The organism is Aliamphritea hakodatensis, assembly GCF_024347195.1.
GTDB classification, from domain to species: domain Bacteria; phylum Pseudomonadota; class Gammaproteobacteria; order Pseudomonadales; family Balneatricaceae; genus Amphritea; species Amphritea hakodatensis.
In genome coordinates, this window is sequence record NZ_AP025281.1 from 3,009,498 (window position 1) to 3,023,720 (window position 14,223).

Below are 14,223 nucleotides of genomic sequence, written 5' to 3' on the forward strand. Positions count from 1 at the left end.
CCCCTGCAACAGCAAGGGCGGTCAGAGCGGCGCAGCAAGGCTACGCGTACATATCAGGTGTCCGGTGCAGCGGGGTCCGGCGGTAAGGCTGATTCACGCTCTTCAGGCGGCAACTCCCAGTTTTCCTCACCGGCAACTACGCTGACCACCCCTTTAAAGCGCTTACGAAGATACACAATGGCTTCATCAAAATCTTCTATATCACACAGCATTACACCGCCGCGGTCATTCTCTGTAGTAAACAGATAACTCTTCATGTTCGCTCTTCAGGCATGTCTTTAAAACCAACATTTTACAAGAACCCTAACCGCACACAAGCCCATTCACTGACTTTAAAATCACCCTGGCACATCACTCACTGCTGCGCTTTATGATCCAGTTCTGCAATCACGGCTTTATTCCGCTCAACGGCTGCGGCGGTTTCTTCGGACAACAGGAATATACGGCTGACATGCTGCGCTCCGCTGTTTGCAATGCTGCCGTCTTCGTTACTGATTTCTCCTGCCACACCGTGAGGCTGACTACCTGGCACTGTACGTACTGCACGTTGCTGGGCGCTGAGATAGCGGTAAAACAGCAACGCGACAAGCAGAATGACTGCAAGTGATGCTGCCATCAGCACGAATGCGGTGCCGGATGCAGGATCCGCCCGGGACTCAATTTTCCTGACATACTTTGCCAGCAACTCAGCGTAGCGGGCCTGCAGATCAGAAAGCCCCTGAATGGCAGGCTCATCGGAAATTTTGACGCTCTTATCTATACTGCCGCTGTCAGCCCCCCGGGCCAGCAAATTTCTGACGGCGGTCGCTGAAGCCAGATACTGATCCGCCACCCGCTGAATATTATCCAGAGCATTGCCTTCTGACATCGTCAGTCCGTCGAGCTGGCGATAGCGTTTAATTCCACTGCTCAACGCCGCATGATTTTCTGTGAGTTGCCGGTAATAACCGGCCTGACCCCGCAACACGTAATTCTTGAAATTATGGATCAGTGATCCGTATCCCAGCTGCGAGCGGATTTCCGTTAACAAGTGATCACGGGCCAGCGCCTGATCCTTAAGGTTATGCCAGTCATCACGCTGCCCCTGCAGCAACAAAGTCTGTACAGCAGCTGCGCTGACAAACACCATAATGACTATCCCTGTAAAGCCTGCAAACCGGCCCCTGAGGCCCAATTTTTTCATCGTCCTGATTCCCTGTATTGTCCCTTATATAACCCGCAGGCAGCCATCTATCTGACGGTCCCTAAAACGTATGGGAACTATAGGTTAAAACCCAAGTTGGGATATAGGCAAAAGGTCGACTGACTAACCATTATGGGTTTGAAATCAAAACACAGAGACGGGAATACCGGGGCATCAGGCGGGCAAACGTACTACACAGTATTTTTGCAGTTGCGTTAAGCGAGACCATTCCAATCGGATACATCAACATAAAACCGCAAAAAACCCGAACAAAACACACAAGGTTTCATGAAGTTAGAAGATTTTATTCAAGTATTTAATAAAGATAGCTACCGATCAGGCACCTGAAGAACAGCACTGAAAAGCGATAAAACAGACTAAAAATTAAGCAGAAAACCCCTTGACGAATTCATTATTGGGACCAATACTTTTAATCCGCGCTGCAGAGTTCAGGCACTCACATCACAAGTAATAATTGCCGGAATTCAAACGCTAAGCAGTTATAATTAAGCCGCAGCGTTGTATTTCCCTAATGAAAGTTTCATCAACATTCATTAAGCCACGGTATCCCCTAATACCGTGGCTTTTTTTATGTCTGACAGCCGGATTCAGGAGCTCAGTCCTGCGGCACCTCAGTGACAATCAGCCTGTCTGAATCTGCAACCCGGACAATCTGACCTTCAACCGTGGTAAAACGGCGCAGTTCAAGATCCCGTTTATACACCTGATAATCACGGCTTTCCCCCTCCCCTGCCGGGGTTAACTGTACACTCAGCAGCGTACGGCCATCATACCAGTGGTAGGCCGCTACCGACGCTCCGCCCACCAGCGCCAAAACCACCAGAATAACAGCCAGTAGGCGAAACGGAGGACGCGGATCAATATCTGTATCAGGAATTACCCGTGCAGCAGGCTGCGACGCTGCGACACGTTTTCGTTTGAACTTCAGATAAAAATAACAGGCAGCAATAACAGCGAGAGTAATAAAAATTTTGGTGATCATAGATGCCCGTCGTAACAACACATAAAAAATTGGTATCAGCTGCTGAAAACACCCGGCAGAACATAAAACTTCCCCCAGCCTTTCAGCAACCAGAAGCTTACCTGCAAAGGCTTACAGATACTACCGTCTGACAGCCAGACCCGCTCCGGTGCCAGCCCCCTTATTCAGAAACAGCCACAAAGCGGTTTCCTGTTCAGCCAGATGACAGGATTGACCGGTTACCATTTACCCGTTTCCTGGCTTTTTCACAGCAACTTGCTCATCACATTCATCACAACAACGGTAACCCTATGGACATCCTAGAGTCGCAATACGAGAACCTTATAAACCTTGCCACCCTTTACGGCGGACAGATACTGCTGGCGATTGCGGTACTGATTATCGGCCTGTGGGTCATCAAAAAAATCAGCTATTTTTCCAGAACCACCATGATCAGCCACTTTCCGGATGAAACCCTGGCTAAATTTCTCAGCGGCGCACTGGACGTCTTACTCAAGGCACTGCTGATCATCAGCGTTGCCTCGATGGTCGGCATTGAAACAACGTCTTTTATCGCTGTTCTCGGCGCTGCAGGACTGGCAGTTGGCCTGGCACTGCAGGGCAGCCTGTCTAACTTTGCCGGCGGCGTGATGATTCTGATCTTCCGGCCATTCAAAGTCAGTGATTATATTGAAGCCCAGGGGCTGGAAGGCATGGTCAGCGACATCGGTATCTTCGTTACTACCCTGCAAACCTTTGATAAACGTACTGTTATCATCCCTAACGGCCCACTGGCTAATGGCAACATCATCAACCACACCCACAGCGATATCCGGGCCGTTGAAGTCAACATAGGCGTTGCTTACAGCGATGATCTGGGCAAAGCTAAAACGGCGATGGAAGCGGTACTGGCTGAAGATGCCCGCATTCTGCAGGATGAAGGCAATGTGGTTGCCGTCGTTAACCTGAATGACAGCTCTGTAGACTTTCTGGTACGCGGCTTTGTGAAAACAGAAGACTACTGGTCTTTCTTCTTTGACAGCCGGGTGGCGCTGAAGTCAGCCATTGAAGCGGCAGGCTGCACCATTCCGTTCCCTCAGCGGGATATTCATATGATCTCCCAAGACTAAATAACTCAAACAAAAAGGGCCTTCATCATGAAGGCCCTTTTTTTTGTCTGAACATTTCCGTGAATGCCTTTAACCGATGGCACTCAGCCACTCTTCCTCAGACATCGCAATAACCGCAGCGCTGCCCTTTCGTAAGGTTTCAGCATGGCCCTGAATACGTGGCAAAATCTGCTGAAGATAGAAATCACAAACCTTTTGCTTTCCCGCCTTATACTGCGGACTGATGTCAGCCTCAGACTGACAGGCAACGACCTGACGCAGTAACTGCCAGCCACCGCAGACATAGCCGGATAGCATCAGAAAATGTTGCCCCACCGCCCCGGCCAGTTGAGGATCACCGGCCTGGTGCAGAAGAATAAACTCAGCACAACCTTCCCAGCACTCTACTGCAGCCTTCAGAGCCTCAGCCTGAACAGTTAAACCGACAGCCTCTGCGCTACCGATATCTGCCCGGATTTCTGCCATCAATGCATTAAAAGCAGCAGCATTATCAAAAATCAGCTTACGCCCCACCAGATCCATCGCCTGAATACCGTTAGTACCTTCATAAATAGGCAGGATGCGTGCATCCCGGTAGTACTGAGCAGCACCGGTTTCTTCGATAAAGCCCATCCCACCATGGACCTGCACCCCCAGTGAGGTAACTTCCTGTGCCAGCTCGGTACACCAGCCTTTAACAACAGGGGTCAGCAATGCCGCCCGGGCACTGTGAGTTTTCTGCAGATCTTCATGCTGGTTCTGTGCCGCCCAGTCAATACTGGCGCAGGCATCATAAGTCAGCGCCCGGCCCGCTTCAGTGAGCGCCCGCATGGTCAACAGCATACGCTGCACGTCAGCATGACGGATAATCGGGCCGGCCTGATCAAATCCCACCGCACGGCCCTGCACCCGTTCACGGGCAAACTCCACCGCATGCTGATAGGCTCTTTCCGCAATCGCCACACCCTGCAACCCTACGGCCAGTCGGGCGTTATTCATCATTTTGAACATACAGGCCAGCCCCTGATTTTCAGCGCCCACCAGATAACCCACAGCGCCATCATTGTCTCCGTAGGACATCACACAGGTCGGGCTGGCATGGATACCCAGCTTATGTTCAAGGGACACAACCCGACAGTCATTCCGGCTAGCAGGGTTACCCGACGCGTCGGGCAGAAATTTAGGTACCAGAAATAGCGAAATCCCCTTCACTCCCGGTGGGGCATCCGGTAAACGGGCCAGCACCAGATGGACGATGTTCTCCGCCATATCATGCTCACCCCAGGTGATAAAAATCTTTTGCCCGCTGATCAGGTAATGATCACCGTTTGGTACGGCCTTAGTGCGGATAACCGACAGATCAGACCCGGCAGCGGGTTCAGTCAGATTCATGGTGCCGGTCCATTCGCCACTGATCAGTTTTGGCAAATAAGCCTGTTGCAACTCATCACTGGCACTGCTTGCCAGCGCCTCAACTGCGCCCTGGGTCAGTAACGGACACAATCCCCAGCTCATATTGGCCGCCTGCCACATTTCCATAACAGCAATGGACAGCACATAGGGCATGCCCTGCCCGCCGTGACCGGGATCAAACTGTAAAGAGCCCCAGCCCCCTTCGATAAATGCCTGATAGGCTTCCCGAAATCCGGCCGGTGTCTGTACCTCTGTATCATGCTGCTGCAAGCCCTGCTGATCTCCGCTGATATTCAGTGGCGCCAGCACTTCACCGGCAATTCTGCTGGCCTCTTCAAGAATCGCCGAAACCATGTCATCGCTGGCATCCTCAAACTGGGGCAGCTTTGCCAGCTGCTGCAAACCCGCTGCATGTTTAAGGGTAAACCGCATATCCGCAACCGGTGCTCTGTATTCCGCCATAACCTATTCCACTCTTTTACTGTACCGCCCTGCAGACAGGGCTTTTTTATGTCAGGAAGCCGTGTATTTTTCTGTTCTGACCTTCGCTAAGGGGCAAAAGCATGTTTTACTTAACACCCTGATGATCAGTGCGCCCATCATTTTATAAGGGTTTTCACTTATATTTCCAGTATAAGATTGTCGGAAGGTTAAAACAGTCACCGGCAACGGATCATAAACCTGCTTAACCGACCGCATAACGCCTGATTCTGAAACCTGTATGCTGCCCGGCAACTGCATCACCGGGCTGCGCGATACAATTGCAGACAAGAGGAAAATGTATGCAAGATTTACACGGCTACTATCTGGAAGATCTGGAAGTAGGCATGAGTGACTCCTACGAAAAAACCATCAGCGAAGCCGATGTTAACCTGTTTGCTGAACTGTCCGGCGACACCAACCCGGTGCATCTGGATGAAGAATACGCCGCATCTACGCCTTTCAAACAACGAATTGTTCACGGCATGTTTTGTGGTGCCCTGATTTCCACCGTTGCCGGTACCAAGCTTCCGGGACCGGGCTGTATCTACCTCGACCAGCAGATTAAGTTTAAGGCTCCGGTGCTGATCGGTGATACTGCGAAAGCAACCGGCACAATTGAGGAAATCGATCAGCGCCGCCGCCGTGTGAAGATGCGCACCGACGTACATGTAGGGGATAAACTGGTTGCTACCGGTTACGCACTGCTGATGGTCGACAAACGCGGCTAACCGGTAAAACAGCCTTCAGATAACAAAAAACCGGCATAAGCCGGTTTTTTTTAAGATTCAGAAGCGGATCAGCGCAGCGCGTCAACTTGCTCCATCGAGAAGGTCATGCCACTGTCATTACCCCAGGCATTCGAAATGTAGGTCAGGATATCCGCCAGCTCCATACCGGTCACGGAATGAGAAAAACCCGGCATCGTACCCTTACCTTCGAGCACCAGCTCAATCAGCGGCTCAACTTCATCGCTGACAAAAGCATTATCTTTAAGTGCCGGCGCGCCCACACTGACCTGACCTTCACCGGTTCCCATATGGCAGGCGGCGCAGGTGCGCTTATAGAATTTCTGACCACGGTCAAGGCGCAGCAAATCAGCTTCACTCCACTGTTTAGCAGGTGTATTCCACTGCTCAGCCAGTGCGTTCAGATCCGGTTCACCGCCAGGCATACCGTCGCACCCGGCGAGCATTACGCCCATTCCCAGCACACTGGCTACGATTGCCGAACGCAGCATATTACTTCACCATCTGACTGGAAAAGTCGAGCATCCGCTGCAGAGGACGGCGGGCGTCATCCAGCAGTGCATCGTCAACAATGACCTCATCGGTGCCGTTTTCCAGCGCGCTGAGAACATTTTCCAGACCGTTCATGGCCATCCACGGACAGTGTGCACAGCTGCGGCATGTGGCACCGGAACCACCAGTAGGTGCTTCGATAAACTCTTTATCCGGCGCAGCCTGACGCATTTTGTAGAAAATCGCCTTATCCGTCGCAACGATAAACTGCTTGTTTGGCAGGTCACGGGCGGCGTTGATGATCTGGGTGGTGGACCCCACCACATCAGCAATCTGTACCACCGGGTCCGGGGATTCCGGGTGAACCAGTACCGCAGCATCCGGGTATACCTGTTTCATATCCAGAAGACGCTGTGCCTTAAATTCTTCATGGACGATGCAGGAGGAATCCCACATCAGCATTTCAATACCGGTCTGTTTCTGAACATACTCACCCAGATGCTTATCCGGCGCCCAGATAACCTTCTTACCCTGATCCGCCAGATGTTCAACGACCTTAAGCGCAATCCCGGAGGTGACCACCCAGTCAGCACGGGCTTTTACTGCGGCAGAAGTATTGGCGTAAACCACCACTTCGTGATCAGGGTGAGCGTCACAGAATGCTGTAAATTCTTTTTCCGGACATCCCAGATCAAGTGAACAGGTTGCTTCCAGCGTTGGCATCAGAACACGTTTTTCAGGGTTGAGTATTTTGGCTGTCTCGCCCATGAAACGCACCCCGGCAACTACCAGCGTTTTGGCAGAATGCTGATTCCCGAACCGCGCCATTTCCAGCGAATCAGAAACGCAGCCGCCGGTTTCATCCGCCAGCTCCTGTAAGACTTCTTCGGTGTAATAATGGGCTACCAGACAGGCATCTTTCTCAATCAGTAACTGCTTGATCCGTTGTTTGTATTCTTCCCGCTGAGCCTGGTCAACATCAACCGGCAAACGTTCCCGTGCGAGGTGTTCCTGGACCAGAATACGGTCATCTAATTCGTGTTTCGTTAGCATTGTGTAGATCTTGTCATCAACACAGCGTTTACGCTGTAAGTAAGGGTCGGTTTTTCTTAAGCTGCGGAGTATAGCATTGTTGCCGGTGCTTTTGGCATCACCGGCATGCTCCGCCAGAGAAAGCTTACGGCTGGTAACGGGTAGGATCGGCAACGCCGGCGTCGGCAAAGCCTTTGGCACGGATGCGGCAGCTGTCGCATTCGCGGCAGGCACGGCCATCATCATCAGCCTGATAGCAGGACACACTCAGACCATAGTCCACGCCGAGACGGTTACCTTCAGCAATGATTTCAGACTTAGTCAGATCAATCAGCGGAGTCAGGATCTTAATGCCATCCCCTTCCACACCGGCTTTGGTTGCCAGATTCGCCATGGTTTCAAAGGCTGTTACATATTCCGGACGGCAATCCGGATAGCCTGAATAATCAACTGCATTCACACCAATGGAAATATACTTAGCTTCCAGCACTTCCGCCCAGGCCAGCGCCAGTGACATAAACACCGTATTACGGGCCGGCACATAGGTAACCGGAATGCCTTCTTCTTCTTCAACCGGCACATCAATAGTGTCGTCAGTTAAAGCAGAGCCGCCAAAGTCTTCAAGGTGCAAACGAACAACCTTATGATCAGCCACCTTCATCTTGGCAGCAATTGTCTTTGCGGCATTCAGCTCGGTCTGAGAACGCTGACCGTAATCAAAACTGAGTACATAACATTCGTAGCCGGCTTCCTGAGCCATTGCCAGTGCGGTCACAGAGTCCAGACCGCCGGATAAAAGCACTACCGCTTTGTTCGGAGAAGTATTCATCATTAATCTGTCACGGGCAGCCAGTGCTGACTGCCATCATTGAAGTTGTTACTTAAGGTGATCCTGCGCCAGACTGGCAGCAGATGATCCGGGATACTGAGCAACAGTCTGCTCAAAATACGATTTTGCCTTAGCGGCATCACCAAGCTGTTTGTAGATCACGCCAAGCTTATAACTGGCATCTGCGGCCTTGCGGTGCTTGGCAAAATTATCGAGTACATACTGAAAGGCCTGCTGCGCAGGTTCAACATTCTGCTCAGCCAGATTTACCTCGCCAAGCCAGTAATAAGCATTGGCTAACCGCGGGCTGGAAGGATAGGTATCAATAAAAGAATCAAAAGCACTCAGTGCGGCAGCGTAATCTTTCTGACGCACCAGCGCGAAAGCGGCCTGATACGCTTCAACATCGGTGACCTGTGTTGAAGATGCCGGCGCTGAAGTGCCTGTTGCGGCTGTATCAGCACCTGTATTTTCACCTGCCGGTGACGCCGGGCCATTCGCCGCTACACCTTGCTGTGCAGCAGAAATTCGCCGGTCCAGATCACGGTAACGGTCACGGGCATCCCGTTCCATCTTCTTGATCTGATATTGCTGCTTTTCAACCGTGCCCCGCAAAGACTGAACTTCGCGCTGCAGCTGTTCAAGCAACTGGAGGATATCGCCGTTAGCGGCGCTACCCTGAGAAAAATTGCTGCCTGAACCTTCCTGTACCTGAAGCTCAATTACCGGTACCGGATCAGCAGCGTAAGCGCCGGTGCTTGAAAGCACCAGCGCCATAGCAGTAACAGAACATGCTTTAATCATGTGTTATTGCTTACCTACGCTTAGTAAGTCAGAACAGCACGACGGTTCTGAGCCCATGCAGATGGGTTGTTACCCACAACTGCTGGCTTTTCTTCACCGTAGCTGATGACTTCGATCTGGCTGCTGGAAACACCGTTAATCGTCAGAACACGCGCAGCTGCTTTAGCACGCTTCTCACCCAGAGCGATGTTGTATTCACGGGTACCGCGATCATCGGCGTGACCTGCCAGCGTTACTTTTGCAGACGGGTTAGACGCCAGGTATTTAGCGTGACCGCGCAGCGCAGCAACAGCTTCAGGCTTCAGTGTGTACTGGTCGAAGTCGAAGTAGAAGGTGTTATCCAGGCTCTTAACCTGATCCATTGCGTTACCGGAAACACTGCTTGAAGCAGTGCTGGTAGTAGACGTAGTGCTGGTATCGCCAGCCGCGCCTTCAGTAGTATTTTGAGATGTGGTGCTACAACCGGCAGCCCATACCACAGTCAGCGCTAAAGCAACTGCTTTGCTGATATTCTTAGCTTGCATTGACGACTCCTAAAGTTTTCTAACTGGTTCATAATGAACCGAAAATTAATGCAACGTATGGTTGCCTAAATTAAAGCTTGCCAGCCATGAATGCAATAGCTTTGCCCCAACTACACTGGCTTTACACAAGTCCTGCGTGGCATTTTGCGACGATCATCTGGAATTTGGCATGATCTTTTCCGCATTAAGCACAGAACTGCATATTCTAAGTGGTTCCCGCAAGAGTTCAATAGCCAGAGAACCCTTTATTATTGTTCCCTGTCAACTGCTTACGTGAAACCGGTCAGGCTGCCTGCCAGACAGACAGCCTATTTAAAACGCATCAGTTAAGAAACGGTGACCAGGCCGGCTCACGAACATCACCGCGATCGGATGGCAGACGGTATTTAACATTACCGTCCAGAGACACCGCCCCTAATACACCCCGGCCACCGGCCTGGGTTGCGTACATTACAATGCTGCCGTTTGGTGCAATCGTTGGCGATTCATCCATCGCTGTCTGTGTCAGCAGATCCAGACGGCCGCTCTGCAAATCCTGAACAGCAATATGGAAAGAACCGCCCTGCTGATGCACCATGGTCAGGTAACGACCATCCTGAGTCAGACGACCACGGGCATTGTAGTTACCTTCAAACGTCAGACGGGTAATATCACCGGTCGGTAAATAGACCTGATAAATCTGTGGCTGGCCACCCCGGTCTGACGTGAAGATCAATGATTGACCATCAGGTGTCCAGGAAGGTTCCGTATCAATTCCAAAATGATGCGTCACCCGGTTTAAACGGCGCTGTACCAGATCCAGAACATACACTTCAGGGTTGCCGTCCTTCGACAGCACCAGTGCCAGTTTATTGCCATCAGGCGACCACGCTGGCGCACCGTTGAGGCCCGAGAATGACTGAACCTTTTCACGGCGACCGGTAGACAGATACTGGATGTAAATTGCGGGACGGCCGGTTTCGAAGGAGACGTAAGCCAGCTTAGTGCCGTCACGGGACCAGGTCGGTGACATGATAGGCTCATCAGACTGAAGAATGGTCTGCGCGCCGTAACCGTCCGCATCCGCCATTTGCAGCTTATAATCGTAAACGCCGGAACGGACCAGATCTGCGGTTACATACACTATACGGGTCGAAAACGCACCGCGGATACCGGTCAGGGCTTCATAAATTTTATCGCTGATATAGTGTGCCACAGCCCGCAGATTCGAGAAGTTGGCATTCACCACCTCCCCCAAAATGCGTTCTTCTTTGAGCACGTCGAACATTTCTACGGCCACCTCAAGATTGCCGTCCACCTGCGGATTAATCCGGCCAATCACCAGAAAATCCGTCCCGGATACCCGCCAGTCCCGGAAAAACACACCTGAACGCTCCGACGGGAAGCTCAGCATATTGTCCTGAGACATCATCGAGAACAGGCCAGTGGTTTTCAGGTCATTGGTGACAATTTCTGCAATATCCTGCGGTAATGCGGTATTACCGCTCCAGGCAAAAGGCACAACCGCCACTGGGGTTGGCTCGTCCACCCCTTCGGTAATTTCAATGGTTAATTCAGCCCTGGCAAGTAAACTGAAAAAGAGTAGGCATACCATGATTGTGCCGGACAACATTCTGCTCATTGACGAAGATCTCCAGGGTTAAATAACAAATCAAATTTTCTGAACTGCCGGTCAAACAATGCAGACTGCATGTCCTGCAACTGATCGAACCGTTCAACACGCTTCACCGCCCGAATGGCGCTCTCATCAAACAATGCATCACCACTGGAGCGCTTCACGTAGACGTTGTCCACTTCTCCTGTGGGGAATAAATGAATCGTCAGCGTTACCTTCATGCCATTCCTCGCACTGGGCGGACGGCTCCAGCGACGCTGAATTTCACCTTTAATATAGGCAGTATAACTATTTACGCTGGCAGCATCGGCCAGCTCCTGTGCAATACGGGCTTCTTCGGCAATTTCAGCATCAAGTGCAGCCTGTAATGCTGCCTCAGCCTTTTTCCGCTCAGCTTCAGCCTTTTTACGCTCAGCCTCTTTCTTACGCTTAGCTGCTTCAGCTTTCTTACGTTCAGCGTCTTTTTTACGCTTAGCTTCTTCTGCTTTCTTACGCTCTGCTTCTTTCTTACGCTTAGCCTCTTCAGCTTTCTTACGTTCGGCTTCTTTTTTGCGCTTAGCCTCTTCAGCCTTTTTACGTTCGGCTTCTTTCTTACGTTTGGCCTCTTCTGCTTTCTTCTGTTCAGCTAACTTTTTAGCCTGCTCGGCTTTTTTGCGCTCAGCTTCCTGCTTAGCCACTTCAGCTTTCTTCCGCTCCGCTTCCTTTTTCTGCTCTTCAGCCTTTTTACGCTCGGCTTCCTGCTTAACTTCTTCAGCCTTCTTGCGCTCCGCTTCCTGCTTAGCGTCTTCAGCCTTTTTACGTTCCGCTTCCTGTTTCGCGTCTTCCGCTTTCTTCTGTTCAGCCTGCTGTTTTTTCAGTTCTTCAGCTTTTTTGCGGGCTTCTTCTCGTTTCTTCGCCTGCGCTTCTGATGCTTTACTCTTGGATGTCAGGTCAACAATGCTCGCCTGAACATGACGCGGCGTAACCTTACGTTCATCGTCCGCATGGCCAAACCATGAATTAAATAACAGCGTCAGCACAACTGCATGCAGTGATACAGCGAGAAACGTAGGTATGATATAAGATCGGGAATTCACAGTTGCTTTACTCAGTCACCAGGCCAACACTCGGGGCACCGGCCTGTTGCAACAATGTCATCAGCATCACAACGGCTTCATAATCGACACCCTTATCACCTCTGACCAGCAAAAGCGTCTTTGGGTTCGTTGCCAGCACTTTGCTAACCCGCTCAAACACCACATCTTCGCTGACGGCTTCCGCCGGATCACCGCCGATATCAATATAATAGTTGCCGTCTTTATCAACCGTGACAATAACCGGTTCGTTGTCCTGGGTATCTACCGGATCTGCACCCGCCTGTGGCAGTTCAACATTAACGCCCTGAGTAAGCATCGGCGCGGTTATCATAAAGATAACCAGCAGCACCATCATGACATCAATATAGGGAACCACATTGATTTCGGCGTTCAGCTTACGGGATTTTTTCTGACGTCTGATCATAACATTAACCGTTTATTGTCCGGCATGTGCACGGCGGTGCAGCACACTGGAAAACTCATCGGCAAAGGTTTCGTAGCTGTTCATCAGTGTTTCAGTCTGAGCAGAGTAGCGGTTGTAGGCAATGACCGCGGGGATTGCCGCAAACAAACCGATAGCCGTTGCAATCAGAGCCTCGGAAATGCCCGGTGCAACGGATGCCAGTGTCGCCTGATGGACATTTGCCAGCCCGCGGAAAGAGTTCATGATCCCCCATACGGTACCGAACAGACCAATATACGGGCTGGTAGAACCGACCGTCGCCAGGAAAGGCAAATTGGTTTCCAGACGCTCTTCTTCACGGGCCAGTGCCACTCGCATGCTACGCTGCGCACCATCCATCACGGCATCCGCATCCACACCTGGCTGCTGATTAAGACGGGTAAACTCTTTAATGCCGGCCCGGAAAATATTTTCAGCACCGTTATCAGCATCCGGGGAATGATTGACTTCCCGGAACAGCTGACTGAGGTCCATACCGGACCAGAAACGGTCTTCAAAATAATGTAATTTCTGTTTTGCCTGGCGTAATACAGCGTGACGCTGGAAAATCATTACCCAGGAAACGACCGATGCAAGTAACAGCAGTAACATAACCAGTTGAACAACTACGCTGGCATTTACCACCAGACTCCAGATCGACATTTTATCCGGCACAGTCTGAACCTCTTCCGTTTATACAAAAAAAATTATTTAGCATGAGATAGTAGCCGGATAAAGAATTAAAATCTTTATCTTTTTTACAAAATTCAATTATTTGGCTGCTGATCCGGCAGGCAGTTTTCTGGCGTGCTTTAGTACAGATAATCACCTGATTTTACAGGTAAGCAACAGCCACCTTCGTTTTTCAGGTAATTTTCAGCATACTGAATTAAGCTCGCCTGACGTCCGGATGTCTGACTGACCTGACCGCATTCTGAGTTTCTCAATGCTGGCCATGAAAAGAGACAGCAATGATTGCCGGAAGTTTATTTTTTCCATAAAAAAACCGGGTAAAAAACCCGGTTTTTTAATTTTACCCCGCCGTACGTTATTCAGCCTTCAAAATTAGACTGACAGCCGATACATAACACCGCGACAGGATTCGCCTTAAGGCGATTCAACTCAATCATTTCCCCACAGCTTTCACACTCACCGTAAAGGCCATCATCCAGCCGTTGCAAAGCATGTTCAGCAGCCCGTACCTCACCTTCCAGCTGCTGTATATGCGCCAGTAACTGCACCCGGTGCGCACTGGCACTTGCCTGCTCAGCATTGTCGACTGGCTGAGCCACATCCACAACAGCCAGCTCTGCTCTTTGTTGCTCCCTGATCTGCGTCAGATCTTCACGCAACTGGGCAATTAACTGCCGGACATCTCTTCTCAGATCAGCCAGCTGGGACTGCGACAATTCACAGCGTCTCATCACATCTCTACTCCGGATCCTTCGTATAAATTCAGCGATGCGCCCCTGGCCCTCTCTGGCCCGCCGGCA

16 protein-coding genes are annotated in these 14,223 nt (G+C 51.0%); 2 read left to right on the forward strand and 14 right to left on the reverse strand.

Going from position 1 to position 14,223, the window contains the following annotated elements; all coding sequences use genetic code 11:
- Positions 1–53: 53 nt before the first annotated feature.
- From PCI15_RS13880 to PCI15_RS13890, 3 genes are all read right to left on the reverse strand, one after another.
- Complete coding sequence (locus tag PCI15_RS13880; protein WP_271270553.1) at positions 54–257, reverse strand: hypothetical protein; 204 nt, start codon at positions 255–257, stop codon at positions 54–56.
- Between the two features lie 98 nt (positions 258–355).
- Positions 356–1,183: a hypothetical protein gene (locus PCI15_RS13885; protein WP_271270554.1), complete on the reverse strand. Its 828-nt coding sequence runs from the start codon at positions 1,181–1,183 to the stop codon at positions 356–358.
- Between the two features lie 616 nt (positions 1,184–1,799).
- Complete coding sequence (locus PCI15_RS13890; RefSeq protein ID WP_271270555.1) at positions 1,800–2,186, reverse strand: hypothetical protein; 387 nt, start codon at positions 2,184–2,186, stop codon at positions 1,800–1,802.
- 290 nt (positions 2,187–2,476) lie between these two features.
- Here PCI15_RS13890 and PCI15_RS13895 point away from each other — a divergent pair, with 290 nt between their 5' ends.
- A complete protein-coding gene (locus PCI15_RS13895; protein WP_271270556.1) occupies positions 2,477–3,295 on the forward strand; it encodes a mechanosensitive ion channel family protein in 819 nt (272 codons plus the stop codon).
- Between the two features lie 69 nt (positions 3,296–3,364).
- Here the strand turns inward: PCI15_RS13895 and PCI15_RS13900 are convergent, their stop codons facing one another.
- Positions 3,365–5,149 carry an acyl-CoA dehydrogenase gene (locus PCI15_RS13900; protein ID WP_271270557.1) on the reverse strand — a complete coding sequence of 595 codons (1,785 nt, stop codon included), beginning with the start codon at positions 5,147–5,149 and terminating at the stop codon, positions 3,365–3,367.
- Between the two features lie 320 nt (positions 5,150–5,469).
- Here PCI15_RS13900 and PCI15_RS13905 point away from each other — a divergent pair, with 320 nt between their 5' ends.
- A complete protein-coding gene (locus PCI15_RS13905) occupies positions 5,470–5,898 on the forward strand; it encodes a MaoC family dehydratase (RefSeq protein WP_271270558.1) in 429 nt (142 codons plus the stop codon).
- A 68-nt stretch (positions 5,899–5,966) separates the two neighbouring features.
- Here PCI15_RS13905 and PCI15_RS13910 read toward each other — a convergent pair whose 3' ends face one another.
- From PCI15_RS13910 to PCI15_RS13955, 10 genes are all read right to left on the reverse strand, one after another.
- Positions 5,967–6,407, reverse strand: coding sequence for a c-type cytochrome (locus tag PCI15_RS13910; protein WP_271270559.1), 441 nt, complete (start codon positions 6,405–6,407; stop codon positions 5,967–5,969).
- 1 nt (position 6,408) lies between these two features.
- Positions 6,409–7,461 (reverse strand): quinolinate synthase NadA, encoded by a 1,053-nt coding sequence (gene nadA, locus PCI15_RS13915; protein ID WP_271274619.1) that lies wholly within the window; start codon positions 7,459–7,461, stop codon positions 6,409–6,411.
- Positions 7,462–7,585: 124 nt separating this feature from the next.
- On the reverse strand, positions 7,586–8,269 hold the full coding sequence (queC, locus tag PCI15_RS13920; protein ID WP_271274620.1) for a 7-cyano-7-deazaguanine synthase QueC: 684 nt from the start codon (positions 8,267–8,269) through the stop codon (positions 7,586–7,588).
- Positions 8,270–8,317: 48 nt separating this feature from the next.
- Positions 8,318–9,073: a tol-pal system protein YbgF gene (gene ybgF, locus PCI15_RS13925; protein WP_271270560.1), complete on the reverse strand. Its 756-nt coding sequence runs from the start codon at positions 9,071–9,073 to the stop codon at positions 8,318–8,320.
- Between the two features lie 20 nt (positions 9,074–9,093).
- Complete coding sequence (pal, locus tag PCI15_RS13930) at positions 9,094–9,597, reverse strand: peptidoglycan-associated lipoprotein Pal (protein WP_271270561.1); 504 nt, start codon at positions 9,595–9,597, stop codon at positions 9,094–9,096.
- 322 nt (positions 9,598–9,919) lie between these two features.
- Entirely contained in the window at positions 9,920–11,218 is a 1,299-nt protein-coding gene (gene tolB / locus PCI15_RS13935) for a Tol-Pal system beta propeller repeat protein TolB (RefSeq protein ID WP_376787814.1), read from the reverse strand.
- Positions 11,215–12,288: a cell envelope integrity protein TolA gene (gene tolA / locus PCI15_RS13940; protein ID WP_271270562.1), complete on the reverse strand. Its 1,074-nt coding sequence runs from the start codon at positions 12,286–12,288 to the stop codon at positions 11,215–11,217. Before tolA ends, tolB begins: the two co-directional genes overlap by 4 nt.
- A gap of 7 nt (positions 12,289–12,295) precedes the next feature.
- On the reverse strand, positions 12,296–12,712 hold the full coding sequence (gene tolR, locus PCI15_RS13945; RefSeq protein ID WP_271270563.1) for a protein TolR: 417 nt from the start codon (positions 12,710–12,712) through the stop codon (positions 12,296–12,298).
- Positions 12,713–12,724: 12 nt separating this feature from the next.
- Positions 12,725–13,405: a protein TolQ gene (gene tolQ, locus PCI15_RS13950; RefSeq protein WP_271270564.1), complete on the reverse strand. Its 681-nt coding sequence runs from the start codon at positions 13,403–13,405 to the stop codon at positions 12,725–12,727.
- Between the two features lie 377 nt (positions 13,406–13,782).
- Positions 13,783–14,154 carry a TraR/DksA family transcriptional regulator gene (locus tag PCI15_RS13955; protein WP_271274622.1) on the reverse strand — a complete coding sequence of 124 codons (372 nt, stop codon included), beginning with the start codon at positions 14,152–14,154 and terminating at the stop codon, positions 13,783–13,785.
- Positions 14,155–14,223 lie beyond the last annotated feature (69 nt).